Consider the following 25,247-nt stretch of genomic DNA (forward strand, 5'->3'; position numbering starts at 1 on the left):
GGGAGGCGGCTTTAACATCGGAAACTCCTTAAAAGGCTTTTCCTTATTAGATCAAAGTCCTAGCAAAATGTCTAGGACTTTGTCAGCAGTCTGAAACCCGGCTATACCGGGTTTTTATTAAGCTAAAAAACTGCTAGCAAATATTACATAGTGACGGTTTTCGCACCTTGAACAGATACTTCTACACGACGATCCGGGGCTAAACAAGCGATCAACGCTTTACGACCTTTCACAGTGTCACAGTTGCTGCCGGTAACCGGATTTGCTTTACCATAACCTACTGCAGTCACGTTAGTTTGCTCAACACCTTTAGAAACCAAGTAGTTTGCTACTGTTTCAGCACGTTTTTCAGACAATTTTTGGTTGTAAGCATCAGAACCGATACGGTCTGTGTAACCCGCTACATTGTAGTTAGGGCTTGCTAAACCTGAATTGGCCACTTCTGTTGTCATGCCGTCCAATGCCTCAGAACCACCAGCTTTTAAGCTAGATTTGTTGAAGTCAAACAGCACATCTGAACTGAAAGCAAATTTTTTGGTAACCACTTCAGGTGCTGCTACACCTTGGCCGAAACGGTATGAAAGGCCGGCAGTAACAGAGCCGACATCCGGACGGTAATCAGTTGACAATGAGTTAGATTTTTTACCTACATTATTCAACCATTGATATTCAACACGTAACGCCAAAGATGGCATGATTGCATATTCCAAACCACCGGCAAAGACGGCTGAAGTGCTTAAGTCATGACCACGACGTCCAGGGAACCCTTCACCGACAAAACTGTCGTCATAGGTTTTGTAGTCAGAACGCACTAATGCCGCACCAACACGGGCATATACATCTAAATCTGCCAATACCGGATAGCTGGCTTTCAACGTCAGGTGTGTACCATGAGCAGTGTGCTTACCGATAGTTTGTCCTTTATATTTCACTTTGTTACGACCAAAATCGTCATAACCCAGCTCAACGGCTAAATTATCAGTAATTTGGTAACCACCGAACACCCCGTAAGTTACGGAGTTACGTTGGTGACCTGTTTTTAAGCCATCTAGACGCTCAAACTGAGTCAACCCGTCATGATAAGATGCCCAACCGGCTTTTGCACCGGCATAGAATGTGTTTGCTTGCGGAGCAGCTTGTGCGGCTGATGCCAAAGCCAAACCTGAAATAGCCAATACAATTGCAGTTTTTTTCATTTTAAATTTCCTCTTCATTTAGTTGAGTTTTGACCGATCGATATATTAATTAAAAGTAATCGGTTAAAAGCGAACAGATCGAGTAAAATATGAACCTCAGTCAGTTCTATACCCAAATAGCGTTCTGAGTATGCTTTTATTATTATGGTCAATTGCGCTAAAATCAACCTAATTAGATTAATAATCTCAAATTTCGAGTGATTTTTAATCAAATTTACTAAAAAACAAACAATTTCGTTACATCAATAACATTTTTTTTGGCCATTCAATTGATTAATTTTTTATCTTTTTGCTTTTTTTCTACCCTTTTTCAGATTTTAATTATGTTATATTAATACAAACATCAACAGACCCTACTTAAACACGGATACCAACCATGATACCCCGCTTGCACACCGTTCCTCGCTTAAATGACAGCACTGCAAACTATCTGACCGCTCTGCGCCAACAAAACTTCGAAGGCGATATCGAATCCAGTTATTCAGCACGTTTAAGCCTTGCAACAGATAACAGCGTCTATCAACAGCTGCCGCAAGCCATTCTATTTCCCAAAACCGTAGCCGACATCGTGCGTTTAACGAAATTAGCGCAACGAGAGGAATTTTCAGCGCTAACATTTACTCCGCGTGGCGGTGGCACCGGCACTAACGGACAAGCACTGAATAACAATATTGTTGTTGATCTTTCACGCCATATGAATCAAATTCTGGAATTTAATCCGGAACAGCGCTGGGTTCGGGTGCAATCCGGCGTAGTAAAAGACCAGCTAAATCAATATCTGCAACCATTCGGATTATTTTTTGCGCCGGAACTTTCCACCAGCAACCGTGCCACTATCGGCGGAATGATCAATACCGATGCCTCCGGGCAAGGCTCATTGCAATACGGTAAAACCTCAGATCACGTCCTTGCTTTAAAATCGGTATTGGTTGACGGTCAAATATTAGAAACCGATGGCTTTGCCAGTACAGCGTTGGAACAAGACAGCCTGACACTGCCAACGTCGGCACGCCAACTACATCAACAAATTTACCAACGTTGCAAACAAAACCGTAGCACTATTCTAAATGAACTGCCACAGCTCAACCGTTTCTTAACCGGCTATGATTTAAAAAACGTCTTTAGCGACGATCTCAGCCACTTTAATCTGAGCCGCATTTTGACCGGCTCGGAAGGTTCGCTGGCATTTATTTGTGAGGCAAAACTTAACTTATTGCCGATTCCGAAATACCGCACTTTAATCAACATTAAATATAATACCTTTGATGCGGCGTTGCGCAATGCGCCATTGATGCTGCAAGCCAACGCACTGTCGGTCGAAACTGTCGATTCCAGCGTACTCAATCTGGCAAAACAAGATATCATCTGGCATTCAGTCAGTGAGCTATTGAGTGAAAATGCCGACAATCCGATTTTAGGGCTAAATATCGTCGAATTCGCCGGAAATCTAGAAAAAGCGGTTGAAAAACGGGTCAGCGCCCTATGTCAGATTTTGGACGAGCGAATTCGTACCCAACAAGACGGCATCATCGGCTACCAAATTTGCAGCGATTTGCCTTCTATCTTGAAAATTTACGCCATGCGAAAAAAAGCGGTCGGCTTGCTCGGCAACAGCAAAGGCGCGGCTAAACCGATTCCGTTTGTTGAGGACACTTGCGTACCGCCACAACATTTGGCGGATTACATCAGTGAATTTCGTGCCTTACTTGACCAACACGGTTTGCAATATGGCATGTTCGGTCATGTCGATGCCGGCGTATTACATGTTCGTCCGGCACTGGATTTATGCAATCCGCAACAGGTTAAACTGTTCCAAACCATTTCTGATCAAGTGGTCGAGCTGACGGCTAAATACGGCGGCTTGATTTGGGGTGAACACGGTAAAGGTATGCGTTCCGGTTACGGCGAACGTTTTTTCGGTGAAAGATTGTGGCAAGAGCTGCGTTATATCAAACAGTTATTTGATCCCAACAACCGCCTGAATCCGGGAAAAATTTGTACCCCATTAGGCTGTGAAACCGCACTTTATCCTATCACCGCCCAAATGCGTGCCGATTTCGACCGCCAGATTCCGCTGCGCCTACGTGAAGAGTATCAAGGTGCACTCAACTGCAACGGCAACGGGCTGTGTTTTAATTTTGATGTGCACAGCACCATGTGTCCGTCAATGAAAGTCAGCGCCGACCGCACTTTTTCGCCGAAAGGACGTGCGGCATTGGTGCGTGAATGGCTACGCTTGTTAAGCGAACAACAAGTTACACCAGAGCAGTTGGATTTCCGCCAAGCACAGCCGGTCAAATTGCGTGATTTTGTTGCCAAAATACACCATAGTTGGCGTAGAAAACAGGGCGAATACGATTTTTCGCATGAAGTCAAAACGGCAATGGATACCTGTCTGGCCTGCAAAGCCTGCGCCAGCCAATGCCCGATTAAAATTGATGTGCCGAGTTTCCGCGCGCAATTCAACCATTTTTATCACACTCGCTATCTGCGACCGTTGAAAGATTATGTGGTCGCCAACGTGGAATATGCTGCGCCGCTGATGGCGAAAGCGCCTCGCTTTTTTAATTTTTTTACCACCGCCAAACTCACTGGCTATTTGGCAGAAAAAGCCATCGGCATGGTCGATTTGCCCAGCCTCAGTTCGCCATCATTGCAACAACAATTGGTCGAAATCGGTTATCAGGGCTACTCATTGGAGCAGTTAGAAAAACTGTCCGCTGCCGAAAAAGCGAAGATGTTGTTGATCGTACAAGACCCGTTCACCTCGTATTACGATGCCAAAGTGGTGGCCGATTTTATTCAACTCAGTCAAAAATTGAATTTCAAGCCGGTGCTGTTGCCGTTCAAACCAAATGGCAAAGCACAACATATCAAAGGCTTTTTGCAGCGTTTTGCCAAAACCGCACGTACGCAGGCGGAATTTTTAAGCCGTTTAAGCAAACTCAAGCTGCCGCTGGTTGGGGTTGACCCGGCAATTGTGTTGTCCTATCGCGAGGAGTATCCGCAAGTGCTGCAACAACAAAATGATTTCCATGTGTTGACTGCGCACGAATGGCTAGTGCAACAGCTTGACTCAAACCGGCTCGACAAGGCGATTGCCACTAAAAGCAGCGAAAACCGCACTTGGTATCTGTTTCCGCATTGCACCGAAGCCACCGCCATGCCAAATAGTCCGAAGCAGTGGCAACGCATTTTTGCTTGTTTTGGACAAACCCTGTTCAGCGAAACCGTCGGCTGCTGCGGCATGGCTGGTACATTCGGTCACGAAAGCCAGCATTTAAGCATGTCGCAAGGGATTTATCAGCTCTCTTGGCAACAAAAACTGACAAAATACGATGCAAAATTCTGCTTGGCAACCGGCTACTCTTGCCGCAGCCAAGTGAAGCGAATGGAGGGCTGGCAGCCGCAACATCCGTTACAAGCGCTGCTCTCACTATTAAATTAATAGGCAATAAAACTCTCGGAATCATACAATATGTGGAAAAAAACGTTATCATTACAACAGCTGAACCAATTTTGTCAACAAAGTGCGGTCAGCCATTTGGGCATCCGTTTCAGCGCACAAGGGGAAAATTGGCTGGAAGCGCAACTGACAGTCGATGAGCGCAGCTGCCAGCCGATGGGCTATTTGCACGGCGGTGTGTCTGCACTGTTAGCAGAAACCGTTGCTTCACTTGCCGGGTTTTGTTGTGTAGATGACAATTTTTTGGTGGTCGGCACAGAAATCAACGCCAGCCACCTGCGTCCGGTGAAAAAAGGCAACACCGTCACCGCCAGAGCCACCCCCGCCAGATTGGGGCGCAGCACGCAAGTGTGGCAAATTGATCTGCGCGACGAACAACAGCAACTATGCTGTAGCGCACGCTTAAGCTTGGCTGTAGTCAATAAACAGACCCTAACACAAAAAGGAAAAGAGCATAATGAAAAATAAAATCGGGGTGTTACTGGTCAATCTAGGCACGCCGTCAGCCCCTACTCCAACAGCAGTCAAACGTTATCTGAAACAATTTTTGTCTGATCCCAGGGTGATTGATCTGCCTCGCCTACAATGGTCAGTGATTTTGAATGCCTTTATTTTACCCAGACGTGCGCCGCGAGTTGCCAAGCTGTATCAAGCGATCTGGACCGAACAAGGTTCACCGTTGCTGGCTATCGGACGTGAACAGGTGCAAAAGCTACAGCACTATTTTACTGCACGCCAGCCGAACTTGATTATTGAACTTGCGATGACCTACGGCGAGCCGTCGATGCAAAGTGCGGTCGACCGCTTAATTGCACAACAAGTACAAAAAATTATCGTGCTGCCGCTCTACCCACAATACAGCAGCACCACCACCGCCAGTGTATTTGATGCTTTTGCCGATGCATTAAAATCCCATCGGGCGATGCCTGAAATTGCCTTTATTCACCATTATCATCAACATCCTTTATATATCAAAGCGTTGGCAAACAGCATTCGCCCTAAATTGCAATCGGATGAACTGCTGATTTTCTCTTTTCATGGCATCCCTGAACGTTATCAACAAGAGGGGGATTACTATGCCGAGCATTGTCACCAAACCGCACTTTTGGTGGCGGAGACATTGGAATTAACGCCAAACCAATGGCAAGTGACTTTCCAGTCACGTTTCGGCAAAGAGCCATGGCTCCAGCCCTACACGGATGAAACGTTGCAACAACTGGCGCAAAACGGACAAAAAGCGCTGGCAATAGTCTGCCCGGGCTTCGCGGTGGACTGTTTAGAAACCATAGAAGAAATTGAAGAAGAGAATCGCGAAATTTTTCTGGATAACGGCGGCGAACGCTACCAATATATTCCGGCACTGAATGCCAGCGATGAACATATTGAGCTGTTGGCAACGCTGATCGAAGCCCAGCTGCCCTCTGAGCACATCGCTTAAACCGTCGAAAATACGCCCAAGGCGGCAATCAACTTGTCGCCATAAAACAGCAACGGCGTGCGCTGCCGTTGCCACGGCGGAATACCATACTGCTGCCAGATTTTTTTGATATCGCTATTGGGGCGATTTGCTGCCAACCGCACTTTGCCCGAATAAGCAAACCGAATTTGAATCAGTTGGTCCGCAACTGGTTTTGCCACACAGTAGCGGCGCTGCTGCCCCGCCTGTTGCCAAAGCACACATAACTGTTCCGCTTGTTGCTGAAAAACCAGTGATCCCAAATTATCCGGCAGCTCGATCGGCTGATCAAAGTGCGGTGTGATCACACAATCAGTGATATCCTGATAAATATCCGTGAGATACAGCCGCTGCTGATAGCGGCGAATCACACTATCCGCCAACTGCAATTGCGGCTGCTTGTCGGTTTGAGCCAACACCACATTTTCAATCAACTGGGTAAGTTGCAACTGTGACGGCATCATCAGTGCATTTTTCTCCAGCCAAAGGCGCAATAAAAACTGCTGCTTATGCCGCGAGTAATCAGCAAAACCGCTGAGATCAAAAGTGCGGTCAGCAGCCCGATAGTGTTGTTGAAACAGTGGCAACAGCAACTCTTCTAACAACTGTTGCTGTTCAAAACAGTGTTGTGCCGAACGCTGCAAGGTGCTGTCGATTTGTGCCCAGCGTTGGCGTAATGTCGGCAGAATGTGATTACGCAAAAAATTGCGATCATAGCGGTTATCCTGATTGCTTTCATCTTCAATCCAGCGCAGCCGTTGCTGTTGTGCATATTGCTGCAATTGCATTCTAGACATCGGTAACAACGGGCGAAAAATCGGCATTTGCCACAATTCAGACCGCACTTGCATAGCCGACAACCCCTTCACCCCACTGCCACGTTTTAACGCCAGCAACAAGGTTTCGCTTTGATCATTCAAATGATGGGCGGTAACCAACAGTTCATCAGCTTGCAAATGCTGTTTAAAAATCCGATAGCGAGCATTTCGCGCCGCTTGTTCAAGGTTGCTGTTCTCTGCCAACCGCACTTTCTCGATGATCAGCGGAATTTGCAGTTGTGCACATTCTTGCTGACAATGTTGCACCCAGTTATCGGCATTTGGACTTAAGCCATGATGAACATGAATCGCTCGCAGTTGGATTTGCGGTAGTTGTAGTTTCAGTCGGGCGAAAAGCGATAAAAGTGCGGTCGAATCCAATCCGCCGCTATATGCCAACACAAAAGAGGCTTGTGTCAGCCGATGCTGCTGCAAAGTGCGGTGTAATTGAGAGAGAAGATCTGGCATACTTTTTATTTTTCGCTCATATGTGGTGGATTGTTTTAAATTCCCTTCTGCGGTGCCTGAGCATGTATGAAATTTGTAGGGAAATTTTTCTTGTGTTTGAGGAGCAAAGCGACGAGTCTTAAAAATTTTCCGTTAAGCAAATTCATACTAAGCGAAAATTAGCACCGCAATAGGGTCGCCTTTCTTTTGCTTCCTTTTCTTTGGCGAAGCAAAGACAAAACCTTTCGGTTTTGAATGTTGCCTTTAGGCAACAGCCCATAGGGCGAGCTTGCGAGTAAAAGGAAGTCGCCATCGGCGAAATCCGATAGCAATATTTAATTGAACGAGATTAGTCTGAAACTAACTAATCTTAACGGCTTTATACTGGCTTTGCGGCTGCATAATCAGGTGACGCGCCGCGACGATTTGTAATTCGTATTTGCCACTTTGTTGGGTCACGCTCATCACATCATTTACCGCATTGGCAGTGTGTTCAAATGCCTCTAAGTCCGATTTGCCGTTTAACAAATTTGCCAAAAACACGCCACTGGTCAAATCGCCAACCCCGACCGGGTCACGGCCGACAAATTCGTGCAGCGGACGACTGATATGCCAAATCCCGTCTGGGGTTGCCAACACCATTTCAAACTGGCTGGCATCTTTACCGACTTTGCTCAAGTGTTTGACCAACACTTTTTTCACCCCTTTTGCCAACAGAAATTTAATCGCTTCGATTGCCTGTTCAAAATTCTCAACGGTTAAACCGGTTAATTCACGCAATTCAACCAAGTTAGGTGCCAATAAATCAGCCGCCGGCAAGGCGTGTTCGACCAAAAATTCCGCCACCCCCGGCGCAACGATGCAGCCTTTGTCAGGGTGTCCCATCACCGGATCGCAGAAATAGATCGCATTCGGGTTGAGGGCTTTAATCCGATTAACGGTATTTAAAATCTCTTGTCCCTGTTCCGCTGCACCAATATAACCAGATAGCACTGCATCACATTCATGCAATGCGTCAATCTCGGCAATCCCTTGTGTGATTTCAGCAATTTGCTCCTTGGGAATCACCATGCCTTTCCATTTTTGATATTGGGTATGGTTGGAAAATTGCACTGTGTTTAACGGCCAGACATCAATGCCCAGTAATTGCATCGGCAATACTGCCGCTTTATTACCGGCATAGCCATACACCACATGAGATTGAATAGATAAAACGTTTTTCATTAAATAACCTTTGGTAAATAAAGAGAAAAGATAAATAGGGTTTATAGATAACGAGGATAGGCTGGCTTATCATTGTAGGGGGATGAATCCCCCTACTTTTTTATCAAAAAATAACCGGAGTTAACAATACCCGTAACCCATTAGTCGCTGATAGCGGCGATCTAATAATGATTGTTGATCTAATACTTCCAGATCACGTAAATCGCTTAACAACCGTTGTTTTAATTTTTCTGCCATTAACGGAACATCACGGTGTGCGCCACCTAACGGCTCAGCAATAATATTGTCGATCAGTTTCAGTTCCAGCAAGCGTTTTGCCGTAATCCCCATCGCTTCTGCAGCAAGCGATGCTTTGTCAGCACTCTTCCACAAAATTGAGGCACAGCCTTCCGGTGAAATGACGGAATATGTGCTGTATTGCAGCATGTTGACTTTGTCGCCAACGCCGATTGCCAGCGCGCCGCCGGAACCGCCTTCGCCGATCACGGTGCAGATCACCGGCACTTTCAACATCGACATTTCCCGCAAATTGCGCGCAATCGCTTCCGATTGTCCGCGCTCTTCGGCGCCCACGCCCGGATATGCCCCCGGCGTATCAATAAAAGTGATAATCGGCATGTTGAAACGTTCGGCAAGTTGCATCAAACGCAAGGCTTTGCGGTAACCTTCCGGTGCCGGCATACCAAAATTGCGTTTGACTTTATCTTTTACCGTGCGCCCTTTTTGGTGTCCGATAATCATCACCGGTTTGCCTTCCAAGCGAGCAATACCACCGACAATCGCCTTGTCATCGGCAAACGCACGATCGCCGGCAAGTTCTTCAAAATCCGTAAAAATCTGGTGGATATAATCCAGCGTATAAGGACGCTGTGGGTGGCGTGCCATTTTGGAAACCTGCCACGGATCGAGGTTGGCAAAGGTTTTCTTGGTCAACTCTTGGCTTTTTTTACGCAAGCGTTTGATTTCATCATCAAGATTGATTTTGTCATCCTGTTGAGTAACAGCGCGCAGCGACTCAATCTTTGCTTCCAGCTCGGCAATCGGTAGTTCAAAATCTAAAAATTCGTGATTCATTGTTCTTCCTGCATAATCAATAAGTAGTGATGATTAATTCATAATTCAAGCAATTAGATATCAGATGAATGTAGGGCGGATAGTTAATCCGCCCCTACGCAGCCTAATCGCTAACGAATCATGTTACTAAATTTGGCATATTTTAAGCTATTTCTGCGCTGATGGCTAAATTTTATTTTCCTAAGCCAATTATATATTAGGGTCTGTTGATCTTTGTTTATAATTTGAGCTATAGACTGTTTTTCGTCAATACAAGGCAAAAGTTGTGAAGTTTAGTCATTCTAAACGAACAGCTTTTAACGCAGTAGTGGCGAAAAAGCGTCATAGTCCTACGGATTGTGTTTAAAATATAAACAAAGATCAACAGACCCTAGCTATTCAAACTCCAATTCAACCTGATTTTCGCCCAGCATTTCAGTGAGTTGATCGAGCAAATCATCGTGTGGCTGCACCCGCCACTGCGTGCCTAGCCTCAGCAACGCTCTGCCTTGCGGACTTTGATAATAAATATGCAGCGGCATAACACCACCACTATACGGGCTGATGATCGCTTTAAAACGACGCACAAAGTGCGGTGTAATTTGTTCTTGTGTCAGGCAAATTGCCAAACTTTTGGCATAGCGGCTACGGGCTTGATCCAGTGGCAGCAGCTCGCGCACATTCATTTTCAGCCCTTGGGTAAAATCATCATGGCTGACCTGCCCGCTGATGATCACAATTTGATCTTTTTCCAAATATTCGCCGTAGTTTTGCAAAGCATCACTGAACAGTGTGGCATCTAAGCGTCCGGAGCGGTCATCTAGCGTGATAATACCCAAGCGGTTGCCTTTTTTGGTGACGGCGATCCGCGAATTCACAATCAAACCACACGCCGTGCTGATTTGTCCACGACGATTCGGCTGGAGTTCACTGATACGATGTGAACTGTAGTGCGACAGCTCTTTTAAATAACGGCTGATCGGGTGACTGCTGAGATACAGCCCCAAGGTTTCGCGCTCACCGTCCAAAATGGTTTTTTCCGACCATTTTGGGGTGTTGGCATAAGCCGTTTCAACCGCTTCCGGGGCAGCGGTCAGCACGCCGAACATATCCGCCTGCCCCATCGCTTCGTCTTTGGCATGTTGATCAGAGGCTTTCAGCGCATCCTGTAAATTTTTAGCCAATGCCGCACGGTGTGGTCCTAATTTGTCAAATGCACCGGACAGAATCAAACTGTCAAAGGTGCGGCGATTAATTTTTTTCAAATCGACGCGCGCGCACAGATCAAACAGATCTTTAAAACGACCGCCTTGTTCACGGGCTTCAATGATTGCCGTGATCGGGCCTTCCCCCACCCCTTTAATCGCACCAATACCGTAAACAATTTCGCCTTTTTCATTAACACTAAAACGGTGGTTGCCGTTATTAATATCCGGCGGTGTTACGGTCAATCCCATCCGCAAGCATTCGTCATAAAGCCCGACAATTTTATCGGTGTTGTCCATCTCGGAAGTCATCACTGCTGCCATAAATTCTGCCGGATAATGCGCTTTCAGCCATAAGGTTTGGTAAGACACCAACGCATACGCCGCCGAGTGGGATTTGTTAAAACCGTAACCGGCAAATTTTTCCACCAAGTCGAAAATTTTCATCGACAGATCGCCATCAACATTATTATTGATCGATCCCTCTTTAAAAACCGAACGTTGTTTTGCCATCTCCTCCGGCTGTTTTTTACCCATCGCACGACGCAATAAATCTGCACCGCCCAACGTATAGCCGGCAAGCACCTGTGCGATTTGCATTACTTGCTCTTGATACAAAATAATGCCGTAGGTCGGTTCTAAAATCGGCTTGAGTGATTGATGCTGATATTCGGCATCGGGATAAGAGATCTCCTCATCGCCGTGTTTACGTCGGATAAAGTTGTCCACCATGCCTGATTGTAACGGACCGGGACGGAATAGCGCCACCAAGGCGATAATATCCTCAAAGCAGTCCGGTTTCAGGCGTTTGATCAAATCTTTCATACCGCGTGATTCCAACTGGAATACCGCCGTGGTTTCAGCTTTCAGCAACACTTCAAAGGCTTTCTGGTCATCCAATGGAATGCGATCAATATCGATCGGGGCTTTGCCCTCTTTTTGCAAACGGGGATTGATCATATCAACCGCCCATTTAATGATGGTCAAGGTGCGCAAGCCCAAAAAGTCAAATTTGACCAAACCGGCATATTCCACATCGTTTTTATCAAAATGGGTAACCGGATGCAGCCCTTCCGGATCGCAATACAACGGTGAGAAATCAGTGATTAAGGTCGGGGAAATCACCACACCGCCGGCGTGTTTTCCGGCATTACGGGTCACGCCTTCCAGTTTGCGCGCCATATCGATCAGCGCTTTCACCTCTTCATCGCTATTGTAAATCTGGTCTAACATCGGCTCTTCATCGAAGGCTTTTGCCAAGGTCATACCCGGTGTCGGCGGAATCAGCTTGGCGATTCGATCGACAAAACCGTAAGGGTGGCTCAACGCACGCCCCACATCGCGGATAACCGCTTTTGCGGCCATTGTTCCAAAGGTGATAATCTGCGAAACGGCACCACGCCCATACATTTCAGCAACGTGTTCAATCACCCGATCTCGCCCGTCCATGCAAAAATCCACATCAAAATCCGGCATCGAAACCCTTTCCGGATTAAGAAAACGTTCGAACAGCAAATCAAACTCCAGCGGATCTAGATCAGTAATTTTCAGTGCATAAGCCACCAATGAACCGGCGCCGGAGCCTCGTCCCGGTCCAACCGGAATATCGTTGTCTTTCGACCATTGAATAAACTCCATCACGATCAAGAAGTAGCCGGGAAAGCCCATCTGATTGATCACATCCAGCTCTATTTTTAACCGCTCGTCATATTCGGCACGCCGCTGCAACCGCACTTCAGGATCGGGGAACAGCGTTAACAGGCGCTGTTCCAGCCCCTCTTCAGCGCGTTTAACCAAATAATTTTCAGTGCTCAGTTCACCGGTCGGAAATTGTGGTAAAAAATATTCGCCCAAGTTAATTTTGACGTTGCAACGTTGAGCAATCAGCAAAGTGTTTTCAATGGCGGTTGGAATATCCGCAAACAACTCGCACATCTCCTGTTCCGAACGGAAATATTGCTGTTCACTGTATAATTGCGGACGTTTCGGATCGTCTAAGGTGAAGCTGTCATGAATTGCCACCCGAATTTCATGCGCTTCAAAATCTTCTGCCGTCAAAAAACAGACTTGATTGGTGGCAACTACCGGCAGATCCATCTCTTGTGCCAGGGCTATCGCCGCTTGGATGTAATTTTCTTCATCCGCGCGTCCGGTTCGGGTCAGGCTCAAGTAGTAGTGATCCGGAAAGTATTGCTGATAAAACGCAAGTGCGGTTTTGGCATTGTCGAGTTGCTGTTTCAGCAGGTATTTACCCACATCACCATTGCGGCCACCGGAGAGAATAATTACACCGTCACGGTGTTCAACCAACCACGCTTGATCGATAGTCGGCTTTTCCATGTAGCCACGCTGATAGGCTTGGGAAATCAGCAGGGTAATATTTTTATAGCCCAGATTATTTTTTGCCAGCAACGTTAAGGCAAAAGGTTCACTGTCGGGTTCGCGTTGCACAAGCACATCAACCCCGATAATCGGCTTGATCCCATTAGACAACGCTTCTCCATAAAAACGCACCAAGCCACAAAAATTACTGAAATCGGTCAATGCCATTGCCACCATTTGCTCAGCAGCACAAGCTTTAATCAGCGGTTTAACTTTCGCTAAACCGTCAATCATCGAAAAATCGCTGTGCACCTGTAAGTGGACAAAACGTGGCGGGGTCAAATTTTCATTGATATTTTGCGCTGACATAACGTTATTTAGACAAATAGGCGTTTAGATCATCGTTTTTGCGTGCCTTAGTTTCTGCAGTTGGTCGCAAGTAATCCTCTTTATTGGGATCTACTTTTTTGGCTTGTTGAATCATTTTTTCAATCGTCAAGCCTTGCACCAAAATCGAGAACATCACCACCGCATAGGTCATCACCAAAATCACATCACGTACATCTAACTGCGTTTCGCCAATCATTGCCGTCTGTGCCGGAATCGACAACGCCATTGCCAGCGCCAAGCCACCACGCAAACCACCCCATGTCATAATTTTTAAGGTGTAAGGATTGTAGGTTCTAAAACGGCTGAGTGCCACATAAGGAACCCACAGGCTAAGATAACGTGCCGCCAGACAAATTGGAATTGCCAGCAACATAAGCAAGAAGCTCTGCCAAGAGATATTAATCAGCAGCAATGCCAAACCGATCAGTAGGAATAATAACGAGTTGAGGAAGTGGTCGATCATCTCCCAAAAATGGTCCAAATAGCGCTGGCTCTGTTCTGAAAAACCTTTGTTACGCGTCCAGTTGCCGATCATAATCCCGGCAACTACCATAGCCAACGCACCTGACACTCCCATTGCATTGGCCAAAATAAAACCGGCAGTTGGAATCGTCAGGGTCAACAAAATTTCCATACTACCGTCATCGGTGGCAGAGATCAGCCAATGGGCGACCAAACCAAGAATAAAACCGAAAATAATACCGCCGATGGCTTCGTGCATAAACAGCTCAAAAATTCCTGCCACAGTGGGTTCCGCCCCCCCAAAAGCCACGGTAAAAATGGTAACGAAAATGACTAAACCAACCCCATCATTAAACAATGATTCACCCTCTACTTGCATCGACAATCGTTTCGGTGCGCGTAAATTTTTGATAATTGCCAACACCGCAATCGGGTCTGTCGGTGAAATCAAGGCGCCGAACAGCACACAATAGATAAAGCTGATCGGCAGTCCGATCAACAATGCGGCAAAGTAGATGAAGCCACCGATGATAAAGGTTGATGCCAAGGTAGAGAAAAGGGCAAAAATCGTGATTTCCCACTTTTGGTCTTTCAAAATCGGCAATTTAATCCCCAATGCACCGGCAAAAAGTAGAAAACCTAAAATCCCATTCAATAAAAAACTTTTAAAATCAATTTGTTGCATAACTCCAGTGGCAATATTTTCAATACTAAACCAACCGAGCTTTCCGCTTACCAGAAGAACCAACGACCCCACCATCGCTGCTGCGCTGATCGCAATAGTGGACTGGATCCGATCACTGATTTTACTGGTGATAAAGCCGATTAAAATAGAGAGTGCAGAGAGAAAGCAAATGTAGGTATAAATACCCATAGCAGAAAACCTCAGGCAGATAAGAATAGCAAGAACTAAATATGCAAATTAAAACAATTCGGTGATCAGTTGTAAAGTGATATATTGTGCTTCCGAAAGATTTTTCATGCTACAGAGGATTAAATGAAAAAATCACGTTTTTTTTTATTGGTGTTCGTCATTATCATAGGCTTGGGATATCACTTCCTGCGCCCACTGACGATTTTTAGTCAACCCAAAATTACGACTATCAATTTAGATACTGGCAACTACCAGCAGACCGCACTTTCAAATAACACCGTTTGTTTTCGGCAACATGCCGTAACGAAAGAGAATCTGGCGGAAAAAGCGCGCTATCAACTGCTTGTTTGGAATTTACACAAAGGGGAAGATCCCGGCTGGCAGGAAGCCATTCAGCGATATTCGGCACAAGCGGATTTCTTATTACTGCAAGAAGCGACCGAACAAAACCAAATACCGCACTTTTTATCCGCACCCGCCAGCTGGCACGGGGTGCAAGCCGGCACTTTTGCCTACCATGGCGATATGTCGGGTGTTATGTTGTTATCTCACCAATTGCCGCAACAGTATTGTGTCGGCAGTGAAAACGAACCTTGGATTCGGATACCCAAAATTGCCCAAGCCGCGGTTTATCCTCTCAGTAGCGAGCGCACTTTGTTAGTCATCAATCTCCATTTGGTCAATTTTGAATGGAATCCTGAAAACTACCACAATCAACTGCGCGAAATGTTTCATTTGGTCAGTCGGCATCAAGGTCCGATTATTCTCGCAGGCGATTTTAATAGCTGGAGTGGCAAACGCTTAGATTTAATCCAAACGCTGGCCAAACAATACGCCTTAAACGAAGTGCGGTTCCAGCCAGACCTGCGCCTGACCTTTATGGACAACCCGTTGGATCATGTTTTTGTGCGCGATATTGAAGTGCTGAAGGCATGGACTGAACCGAGCGACAGCTCGGATCACAACCCGTTGTTTGTGGAATTTGAGTTAAACACTATTGGCGATAACAAATAAATAAACAATCAAGTAATAATTGAAGTATAAAGGGTTTTTAGCTGATTGTCATTTACTGTATCTAGCAAATTAAAACCATGCTTCTGGTATAACTCAATTAGTTTGGGTGAATTTTCACATTCTAAAATAATAATACGCCCTCCAATCAAATCTTGTACTCCAGAGATAATTGCGTAAATCTCATTCAGAATATCACTTAATTTGATACCATTATTTTTAACTAAACTATTTTTACCAAGTTGACCAATTAAAAATACTTTTAACGTTTTACTACTTTTATTAAAACCATTGAGTTTTCTTATTAAAGTAGCAGAAAGGCTATCTGTATTAAGTATAATTTCTTTGAACGATAGTGAAAAATAGGCGAGAATCTCAGCGTTTTCTTGGTTAAGAATAAGATAAGTCCTAGAGATGGCCGATTTTTCAAATCTAACCCCTTTCTTTTATCTAAAAGAAAATTTTGAACATCACTATTTTATTGGCAAGCAAAAGATGAACGCAGCCAATTACACAATTCATCTTCACTGTATTTTTGAATTAACGCGCTAAGCTGGATAAGTGTTGTTTTAATAGCAGTAACCCTTTTTTATTTTCATCTTCTAAATTACGTGTAGAAACTTTAATTTTCACCGGGTTTTCAACGGAATCTAGCAATGCTTGAATGGCTTTCGGGTTATCTACTAAAAATTCTTTTTTAAAAGATGTCGTAGCCATAATTTAACCCCTATAGTTTATTTATATAAAATAGAATCACCAGATTCTATGTTTAGCTATTCTACCACTCAGAAAATCAATCATCAATCCTTGCAAGGGAAAGCAAGCTGTACTAGGGTCTGTTGATCTTTGTTTATAATTTGAGCTGTAGACTGTTTTTCGCCACTCTTTTTGCAAATAACTAAGGCAAAAGTTGTGAAGTTTAGTCATTCTAAACGAACGGCTTTTAACGCCGCTGTAGCACCAAAAGTAGTGGCGAAAATAGCCATAGTCCTGCGAATTGTATTTAAAATATAAACAAAGATCAACAGACCCAAATCCTATAAAAACAAAAAGCCGGAATCACCCGGCTTTATGAATTTATTGCTTTTTTTCAAAGACTTAGAAGAACACGCGCAAACCTACACCTGCGTAGTTGTCGGTGTCTTTACCGCCGCCAATTTCAGCATTGTATTTGGCTTTGAATGAGCCGCCTTCGACATAAGTGATCACATTTTTATGTAATTTATAGTCTGCACCAACAATCCATGCACGCAAATTCGCTGCTTTTTTCAGATCGACTTGATCCGCTCTGCCCCAAATGTATTGACCGTAAATTGAGGCATTATCCAGATATTGATATTTCAGACCTAAACCGATTTCGCGTTTTTTGTTAAACGGTAATTGGCTGACAGTACTATTGCTCATAGAACGATAAGTGATTGAATCTACACCGTTAGTCGATTTATTTTGTGAATAGTCAACCGCAATCGCGAATTTGTCCACCACCAACTCAGAACCGACGGTGAAAGCATTCTCTTTGTGTTCTGCCACGTTATTGGATTTCACTTGGCTGAAACCACCGTTCAGATTTAATTGGGTATTCGCTGCCAGATCAGCAGTATAGAATAACGCTGCGCCCCAACCGGCTTTGTTGTTATACTCATCTTTGTCAGCTTCACCGAACATATAGTCTAAACCAAAGCTGAAACCTGACCACTCAGCGCTACGGAATTTAACCGATTTGTTAGCGCTGGTTTGAGTTTGGTTGACGCCACCCAAATCGTAAGTGTAGTCAGACAGACCCACATCATCCAAGTTGGTTAATTGACGTCCGAAGGTGATTGTTCCTACACCATCTTGTTTGAAACCGGCATACAAACGTTTGGTTTCTACATCGTTAAATCCGTTTTCGTTGTCTTTTTCAAAACGGAATTCAATGTTAGCCAAAGCGCTTAAGCCGCTGCCCAGATCTTGCGATCCTTTCACAACTAAACGAGAACCCTTATTTTTCAGATCCGCACGCTCACCGGAGTCCTTGCTTAACAACACACGCAAAGAACCGCCCACTTCGACTTTAGCGCCGTCTTGGTCATACACCACTGCGGCATTGGCTGATGTTGCTGCGACTGCTGCAACAGATAATGCGATTAATGTTTTTTTCATAATAGTTGCCTTTTTAGGTTTGATTTAAATCAATATATTTATTCGGTTGCTAGTACACAAATAAACAGAACTCATTTGAAATATCGCGCTATGAAGCCGACAAATTTCAAAGTAGTCACATGGAGCATACTGACAGAGTCTATTTTTACTGTCAAGACCATATAAAAATAATGATATTTTAAATAATTAAAAATATCAATATATTATACATATGTAACATTAATGTTATTTTTTATTTACCTAGTAGTTTATTGAATGAAAATCCAACAAAAAATCCAAAATGCGTAAACCGCATAATGAAAAATTACAAAAAAATTATAATTTTTAGTCTTTTAGAGCAAAACCCACCTTGTACGACAAACCGTACAAGGTTACGCATAAGTCAGCCGCTTTGCGGCTGTAGGGTTAGACAACACTTTATGAAAGTTAAAACACACGCTCTTGCTGATAAAGCAGGGCGATTATATATCGCCCCGAACCGCACTTTGCATTTTTCTGTTATTGATTAATCGCTTATACCGCACTTCGTAAACAAGCAGATAACTAATTCGCCCAAGTCTTCCGCGCAAAAACGAAAAGGTCGGCATAAGCCGACCTTGTTTAACATTTTTCTGTATTAACAGATGATTAGAAGAATACGCGTAAACCTAAGTTAACTGCGTTATCTTTCCATACTGTATTTCCAGCTTGTTTACCTTTGATGGTGATACCTTCTAAGTATGTTACTACGTTTTTGTGGATTTTGTAGTCAGCACCTAAGATAAAGCCGTTGAATTTAGTATCAGCTTCGTCCAGCGCTTTACCTTTACCCCATAACCATTCGCCATAAACTTTAGACGCATCAGTTACTTGATATTTCAAGCCCAACTCATACTCATTGATTTTGTGGTATTTAGTCAGGATAGCTTTACCACCATCATCTTTCTTAACCACACGGAAAGTTACACCTTGTGCTTTATTATCTGTTTTACGTTGGGAATAATCAAAACCGACAGCGAATTTATCATAGCTCACTCTCAAACCTGAAGTGAAGCCTTTCTCTTTGTAGTTACCTTCAGCTAGTGTGCCGCTAACAACAGTTGCGTCTGTAGAACGATTGTCTTGGCTGAAACCTACTGCAGCATCAATACCTAAATCACCGAATTTATTGTTATATAATGCACCGACTACATAACCACGGTTGTTATTTACCTTAACAACTTGTCCATTAACTTCTTTGGTTTTTGCAGAATTACCGAACAGGTAATCAACGCCGAAGCTAAAACCACCGAAATTAGCTGAACGGAAATGAGCTACTTTATCACCAGAGTCCGTTACTTTATTGATACCACCAAAATTATAGGTAAAGTCAGATTGTCCCAGCTCATCACCGATAGTCAACAATTTACCAAATGTTAATGTACCAACACCTTCTTGTTTGAAACCAGCCCATAAGCGAGAAGTTTTAGTATCGCTACTAAAATCTGGACGAATTTCCAATTGACCAACCGCACTTAAACCATTGCCTAAATCTTGTGAGGCATTAACCGTGATACGGGAACCGTTATTTAATAAATCAGTACGTTTGTCTTTGGCTTTTTGTAAAACTAAACGAACAGAACCGCCAACTTCTACTTTAGAACCGTCTTGGTCATAAACCACTGCTGCATTTGCGGAAGTTGCGGCTACCGCTGCTACTGCTAAAGCTACTAATGTCTTTTTCATGATAGTCTGCCTTTTTACTTTAATTTAAAATGAATTTATCTATGTTGCTAGTGCATAAATAAACGGAACTTAATTGAACTTTACATTAATTATGTTGTCCAACTCGGTTTTTAATTTCCGAGGTCATACTGACAGAATCCATTTTTCGTGTCAACCCTAGCCCGCCTTTAGAAAATAAACAGCAATACTATATATTTCAATAGATTAAGATAAACGATTGCTCACCAATGAGCATTTTACATACAAACACCCCCTACTTTTGGAGTGTTTTATTCATCACTTATTTTGTAAATTATGTTACATTTTAACATAACGCATTGATTTTAAATAAATAAAATAAGTTAGCACTTTAAGGGCTCTCAATAAATAAACACCAAAAGTAAAGTTCAACTTTTTTATGTGATCGAGATCATATTTCTGACAGAAAGATACTTTCCAATGTAATTTAATATTTATGTTTTCCCTATCATGTTGCTACAAAACAATAAAACGGCATAAATCAATAAAATTCTGCCCAGACTTTCAACAAATTGCTGTGATTATTGCTGTGATTAAAGTGCGATCTGACTGCCGCTGTAAAAAATAAACATTTTATCAATAGCAGAAAACTAGGAACTCTTGATCTTTTGTGTTTATAAATCAAGCAAAAAGAGTGTGATTTTATCCGACAGCGACCTACGGTCGCAATCGGTTAAGCATTGATGAGAGGCTTTGCCTCTCTGAAGCAGCCGCAAAGCGGCTGATCTATGCGTAACCTAGTACGGCTTTGCCGTGCTAGGCTAAAAGGATTAGTTTTAGCTCAAATAATATACTTAAAAGATCAACACACTCTAAGAAGTGCTGTTCGGGGCGATATATAATCGCCAGCTACTTTACCAGCAAGATCGAGCGTTTAATCCTACAGCTGCAAAGCGGCTGCCCATGCTTAACCTTGTACCACTTGCCCTGTAAGGCTGGTAACAATTTCTCGGTACTGTTAGCCGATATTTCTGCCACAATAGTGCATGAAATTATTTAAAAAAAGTCTTACACTAAGCACTACTTTTTCATTCAGGAGAATATTATGGCGATTTTAGTTACCGGCGGTGCCGGTTATATCGGGTCACACACGGTAGTCGAGCTGTTGCAAGATAATCAAGAGGTGATCATTCTCGACAATTTGTGCAATTCTTCACAGAAATCCCTGCAACGGGTTGAGGCCATCACCGGCAAAAAACCAACGTTCTATCAAGGGGATATTCTCGATTCGCATATTTTGCAAACTATTTTCCAACAACATTCGATTGATTCGGTGATCCATTTTGCCGGCTTGAAAGCCGTTGGCGAAAGTGTGCGTAAACCGATCGAATATTATCAAAACAATGTGCAAGGCACGATTAACCTGCTGCTTGAGATGCGTAAAGCGGAAGTGTTTAATATTGTGTTCAGCTCTTCCGCCACCGTGTACGGCGATCCTGAAATTGTACCGATTACCGAAAACTGCAAAGTCGGTGGCACCACCAATCCATACGGCACGTCTAAATTAATGGTGGAACAAATTTTAGCGGATGCAGCCAAATCAGATCCACGTTGGAGCATGATGATTCTGCGCTATTTCAATCCGGTCGGTGCGCATAAGAGCGGTTTGATCGGTGAAGACCCGAATGGTATTCCAAACAACCTGCTGCCGTATATCAGCCAAGTTGCCATCGGTAAATTGCCACAACTGTCAATTTTCGGCAGTGACTACAACACCCCGGACGGCACCGGCGTGCGCGACTATATCCATGTGGTCGATTTGGCACTAGGGCATTTAAAAGCGCTTGCCAAACACAAAAACGACAGTGGCCTACATATCTATAACTTGGGCACCGGCATCGGTTATTCGGTGTTGGATATGGTGAAAGCCTTTGAACAAGCTAATGGTATCAACATTGCGTATAAATTGGTCGAGCGCCGTCCGGGCGATATTGCCACTTGTTATTCCGACCCAAGTTTAGCCGCCGAGCAGCTGGGATGGAAAACGCAATATTCGTTGCAGCAAATGATGCAAGACACTTGGAATTGGCAAAAAAACAATCCAAACGGCTATCGCGATTAACCTTTAACGGGCAGACGACTCAGGATCTGCCCTGAAATACACCATTTTCTCTATTTTATTGGAGTCGCCTTATGGCTGAAACAGAACAAAAAAGAAGTGTATTGTCCCAAATTTTCACCCGTAAAATGCTGATTTGCGTTTTCACCGGCTTCAGTTCGGGTTTGCCATTGTATATTTTGATTTCTCTGATTCCCGCATGGTTGCGCTCGGAACAAGTAGATCTTGCCACGATCGGCTTTTTCGCCCTCACCGGTTTGCCCTACACTTGGAAATTTCTTTGGTCACCGCTGCTCGACCGCTTTATTCCGCCATTTTTGGGACGGCGACGTGGCTGGATTTTGATCTCGCAGTTGTTGTTGATCGTCTCTTTGGGACTGTTTGGTTTTCTCGATCCGAAAACCCAAAGCGGCTTGCAGTTGATCGCTGCCGCCGCCACATTGGCCGCATTCTTTTCTGCCACGCAAGATATTGTATTGGATGCCTACCGTCGTGAGATTTTATCAGATAGGGAGCTGGGCTTGGGCAATTCAATTCATGTCAACGCCTATCGAATCGCCGGTTTTGTGCCCGGCTCGTTGTCGCTGATTTTGGCGGATTACCTACCGTGGTCAACCACCTTTATGATTACCGCACTTTTCATGCTGCCCGGCATTTTGATGACGCTGTTTTTAAGCTACGAGCCAAAAATCGATCTGCCACCACACCGCACTTTAACCGACACCTTCACCAAACCGTTCAATGAGTTTTTCAGCCGCAAGGGTGTGATCAGCGCTCTGGGCATTTTAAGCTTTATTTTCCTGTATAAATTCGGCGACAGCATGGCGACCGCACTGATCACCCCCTTTTATCTGGACATGGGCTTCAGCAAAACCAATATCGGTATTGTGGCTAAAAATGCCTCAGTCTGGCCGATGTTGCTTGCCGCCATTGCCGGCGGAGTTATCATGCTGAAAATTGGCATCAATCGGGCATTATGGCTGTTCGGTGTGGTGCAAATTGTGACAATTTTAGGTTTTGCTTGGCTGGCGTCTTTTGGTCATTTTGAGGTGGTCACCACCAAAGAGTTGATTATGTTGGGCGTCGTGGTAGCAGCAGAATATATCGGTGTCGGGCTTGGCACCGCAGCATTCGTCGCTTTTATGGCACGCGAAACCAACCCGCTGTATACCGCCACCCAATTGGCGCTGTTCACCAGCCTTGCGGCATTGCCACGCACGCTGTTTAATTCGCAAGCCGGTGTGTTGATTGAACATTTTGGTTATTACGACTATTTCTGGTTCTGCTTCTTCCTCGCCGTGCCGGGCATGCTCTGCCTATTCTGGGCAGCCCCGTGGAATGGTGACAGAAAGACGGAAAAATAGTAAAAGTTCGGGCGGAAAATATCCGCCCTTATATCTACTTTTCGTATATTCTAACTATTGTCAACCGTTTTAAAACCGATCCTTGGCTTGGCGCAAACGGATAAAGACGTCCAGTGTATCGACTTGTAAAAACGGGTTAATTTGGCGTTCCAAGCCTAAGGTTGTCGGTAAGCTGGGTTGGTTGGCGGCTCTCAGTTGTTCTACCCTCTGCAATTGCTGTGTGACCGCACTTTGATCTGCCACTGCCGTTAAAGCAAAACGCAAATTGCTTAAGGTATATTCATGGGCAGCACACACGATTGTGCTGTCCGGCAATGCTTTCAAACGCTGTAGCGCAGCAAACATCGCTGCATAATCACCGGTGAAAACTCGCCCGCAACCGCCGGAAAAAAGTGTATCGCCACAAAAAAGATGGTCGTCCAGCACAAAGCTAATATGTTGCGCAGTATGTCCCGGTGTGGCAATCACCTCAATCGTATAGTTGCCGATCTGCACTTTTCCCGGCTCGACCAGCACTGTTGCTAACTCAGCGACTTCCGGCGAACCGTATACCGCCAAATTGGGATAGTGCTGTTTCAACGCTGCAACACCGCCGATATGATCCGCATGTCCGTGCGTGAGCAGGATTGCTTGTGGCAGCAGATGATTGCGGTTCAAGTAATCTATCACCGGTTGTGACTCTGACGGATCAATAATTAAAACCCGATCGTTTTGCTTGGCATACAGCCAAATATAGTTGTCATTTAGTGCCGGTAATGGTATTAACATAGCTTGTTCTCCGTTTAATAAACAAGGTGATCAATTGATGAAATGGCGCGCAAAATATCCGTATTCTCTGCCCTTGCCGACCTCTTGGCAGCAGCTGAAGCAAGGTGATTATTATTGTAAAACACTGAATGACTATTTCAAACCCTGGTTTGCAAAGGTGTACGGTCAGCATATTTTAAAAATCGGCGGTTTGAGTGCCGAACTGGAATGGGACTGCCCCAATCAGCACGCAATTGCGCTCTATCCTGAGTTTCCAGAGCATACCGCTTTAGACCATCATTCCATCGTGCAAGCCTGCCCGACTCGTTTGCCGTTTTATGAAAATGCGATAGACGCCTGCTTGTTGGCCAACACCCTAAATTTCAGCCAAGATCCGCACCAGCTGCTGCGCGAAGCTACTCGCGTGTTGAGCGAAGACGGCTATCTGTTTATTTCTCTGTTTAATCCGTGTAGTTCGTTGTTGTTTAAACGCCATTTAGGGCTGAAAAACCACAGCTCACCCCATCGCTGGCAGATTCGAAAATATTTCACTTGGCGGATTATTGATTGGTTGGAATTACTCAATTTTGAAATCGTACAACAGACCACTCTCGCCAAATCGTCAGCAATACCGCACTTTTGCCGTCGCTTTTATGGTAATAGCGGACAGTTGGCAGTGATTGTGGCTCGAAAACGTACCATTCCGCTCACGCTCAATCCACAAAAAGTGCGGTTCAAAGCGCCAGTGTTTGCACCTGCCAATGTGTTGACGCGCTCTAAAGAGCGTTGCCGTATTCAATCCGGCTGATAACCGGAGTCCTCTTGGCTCGGCGCTTCTGCCCCTTGCCTTGCCAATTGGTCAACTTGTTCGTTTTCAACATGTCCGGCGTGCCCTTTGACCCATTGCCAGTGAATTTGATGCCGCTGAATCGCTTGATCGAGCCGCTGCCACAAATCTTGATTTTTAACCGCTTTTTTGTTGCTGGTCAACCAGTTGTTGCGTTTCCAATTGTGGATCCATTGGTTGATGCCGTTTTTCATATATTGGCTGTCGCTGTACAACCGCACTTTACAACTCTCGGTTAAACTCTCCAGCGCCACAATCACCGCCAACAGCTCCATGCGGTTGTTGGTGGTTAACCGATAACCTTGCGAAATGGTTTTTTCATGCTGTTTATAGCGCAACAACACCCCGATTCCCCCCGGACCGGGATTACCCAAACAGGAACCATCTGTGTATATCTCTATCTGTTTCATCATCTTGCCGAATTCTTGTCAACATTCAATTT

General features: G+C 44.6%; 18 protein-coding genes. 7 read left to right on the plus strand and 11 right to left on the minus strand.

Going from position 1 to position 25,247, the window contains the following annotated elements:
- Positions 1–143: 143 nt before the first annotated feature.
- Complete coding sequence (gene ompA, locus EDC16_RS10885; RefSeq protein WP_132967887.1) at positions 144–1,196, minus strand: porin OmpA; 1,053 nt, start codon at positions 1,194–1,196, stop codon at positions 144–146.
- Positions 1,197–1,572: 376 nt separating this feature from the next.
- Between ompA and ydiJ the strand changes: the two genes are divergently transcribed.
- The 3 genes from ydiJ to hemH are packed head-to-tail and all read left to right on the plus strand — an operon-like array spanning position 1,573 to position 6,100.
- Entirely contained in the window at positions 1,573–4,644 is a 3,072-nt protein-coding gene (ydiJ, locus tag EDC16_RS10890; protein WP_132967888.1) for a D-2-hydroxyglutarate dehydrogenase YdiJ, read from the plus strand.
- 30 nt (positions 4,645–4,674) lie between these two features.
- Positions 4,675–5,130 carry a PaaI family thioesterase gene (locus tag EDC16_RS10895; protein WP_132967889.1) on the plus strand — a complete coding sequence of 152 codons (456 nt, stop codon included), beginning with the start codon at positions 4,675–4,677 and terminating at the stop codon, positions 5,128–5,130.
- Entirely contained in the window at positions 5,117–6,100 is a 984-nt protein-coding gene (hemH, locus tag EDC16_RS10900) for a ferrochelatase (RefSeq protein ID WP_132967890.1), read from the plus strand. Before EDC16_RS10895 ends, hemH begins: the two co-directional genes overlap by 14 nt.
- Here the strand turns inward: hemH and tilS are convergent.
- The 5 genes from tilS to EDC16_RS10925 all read right to left on the minus strand — a co-directional run bounded on the left by tilS (position 6,097) and on the right by EDC16_RS10925 (position 14,913).
- Positions 6,097–7,404: a tRNA lysidine(34) synthetase TilS gene (gene tilS / locus EDC16_RS10905; protein ID WP_132967891.1), complete on the minus strand. Its 1,308-nt coding sequence runs from the start codon at positions 7,402–7,404 to the stop codon at positions 6,097–6,099. The genes hemH and tilS overlap by 4 nt on opposite strands.
- Positions 7,405–7,743: 339 nt before the next feature.
- Positions 7,744–8,607 (minus strand): pyridoxal kinase PdxY, encoded by an 864-nt coding sequence (gene pdxY, locus EDC16_RS10910; protein WP_132967892.1) that lies wholly within the window; start codon positions 8,605–8,607, stop codon positions 7,744–7,746.
- 120 nt (positions 8,608–8,727) lie between these two features.
- Positions 8,728–9,681 (minus strand): acetyl-CoA carboxylase carboxyl transferase subunit alpha, encoded by a 954-nt coding sequence (gene accA / locus EDC16_RS10915; protein ID WP_132967893.1) that lies wholly within the window; start codon positions 9,679–9,681, stop codon positions 8,728–8,730.
- Between the two features lie 374 nt (positions 9,682–10,055).
- The gene (gene dnaE, locus EDC16_RS10920) at positions 10,056–13,529 is read right to left on the minus strand and encodes a DNA polymerase III subunit alpha (RefSeq protein WP_132967943.1); all 3,474 of its coding nucleotides are present in this window, start codon (positions 13,527–13,529) and stop codon (positions 10,056–10,058) included.
- Positions 13,530–13,560: 31 nt separating this feature from the next.
- On the minus strand, positions 13,561–14,913 hold the full coding sequence (locus EDC16_RS10925) for a cation:proton antiporter (RefSeq protein ID WP_132967894.1): 1,353 nt from the start codon (positions 14,911–14,913) through the stop codon (positions 13,561–13,563).
- Positions 14,914–15,036: 123 nt separating this feature from the next.
- Between EDC16_RS10925 and EDC16_RS10930 the strand changes: the two genes are divergently transcribed.
- Entirely contained in the window at positions 15,037–15,927 is an 891-nt protein-coding gene (locus EDC16_RS10930; RefSeq protein ID WP_132967895.1) for an endonuclease/exonuclease/phosphatase family protein, read from the plus strand.
- A 537-nt stretch (positions 15,928–16,464) separates the two neighbouring features.
- On the opposite strand, the gene EDC16_RS12720 is transcribed toward EDC16_RS10930, so the two are convergent.
- The 3 genes from EDC16_RS12720 to EDC16_RS10945 form a co-directional block, all read right to left on the minus strand.
- Complete coding sequence (locus EDC16_RS12720; RefSeq protein WP_165894236.1) at positions 16,465–16,641, minus strand: hypothetical protein; 177 nt, start codon at positions 16,639–16,641, stop codon at positions 16,465–16,467.
- A 381-nt stretch (positions 16,642–17,022) separates the two neighbouring features.
- The gene (locus EDC16_RS10940) at positions 17,023–18,066 is read right to left on the minus strand and encodes a porin (protein ID WP_132967896.1); all 1,044 of its coding nucleotides are present in this window, start codon (positions 18,064–18,066) and stop codon (positions 17,023–17,025) included.
- 627 nt (positions 18,067–18,693) lie between these two features.
- A complete protein-coding gene (locus EDC16_RS10945) occupies positions 18,694–19,770 on the minus strand; it encodes a porin (RefSeq protein ID WP_132967897.1) in 1,077 nt (358 codons plus the stop codon).
- Between the two features lie 1,063 nt (positions 19,771–20,833).
- Between EDC16_RS10945 and galE the strand changes: the two genes are divergently transcribed.
- Complete coding sequence (gene galE / locus EDC16_RS10950; protein WP_132967898.1) at positions 20,834–21,850, plus strand: UDP-glucose 4-epimerase GalE; 1,017 nt, start codon at positions 20,834–20,836, stop codon at positions 21,848–21,850.
- Between the two features lie 71 nt (positions 21,851–21,921).
- Entirely contained in the window at positions 21,922–23,211 is a 1,290-nt protein-coding gene (locus tag EDC16_RS10955; protein WP_132967899.1) for an AmpG family muropeptide MFS transporter, read from the plus strand.
- Positions 23,212–23,280: 69 nt separating this feature from the next.
- Here the strand turns inward: EDC16_RS10955 and gloB are convergent, their stop codons facing one another.
- Entirely contained in the window at positions 23,281–23,979 is a 699-nt protein-coding gene (gloB, locus tag EDC16_RS10960) for a hydroxyacylglutathione hydrolase (protein WP_132967900.1), read from the minus strand.
- A 37-nt stretch (positions 23,980–24,016) separates the two neighbouring features.
- On the opposite strand from gloB, the gene EDC16_RS10965 reads away from it, so the two are divergent.
- A complete protein-coding gene (locus EDC16_RS10965; protein WP_132967901.1) occupies positions 24,017–24,766 on the plus strand; it encodes a methyltransferase domain-containing protein in 750 nt (249 codons plus the stop codon).
- On the opposite strand, the gene rnhA is transcribed toward EDC16_RS10965, so the two are convergent.
- Complete coding sequence (gene rnhA / locus EDC16_RS10970; RefSeq protein ID WP_132967902.1) at positions 24,754–25,218, minus strand: ribonuclease HI; 465 nt, start codon at positions 25,216–25,218, stop codon at positions 24,754–24,756. The genes EDC16_RS10965 and rnhA overlap by 13 nt on opposite strands.
- Between the last annotated feature and the right edge of the window lie 29 nt (positions 25,219–25,247).

Source organism: Testudinibacter aquarius, assembly GCF_004342725.1.
Lineage (GTDB): Bacteria > Pseudomonadota > Gammaproteobacteria > Enterobacterales > Pasteurellaceae > Chelonobacter > Chelonobacter aquarius.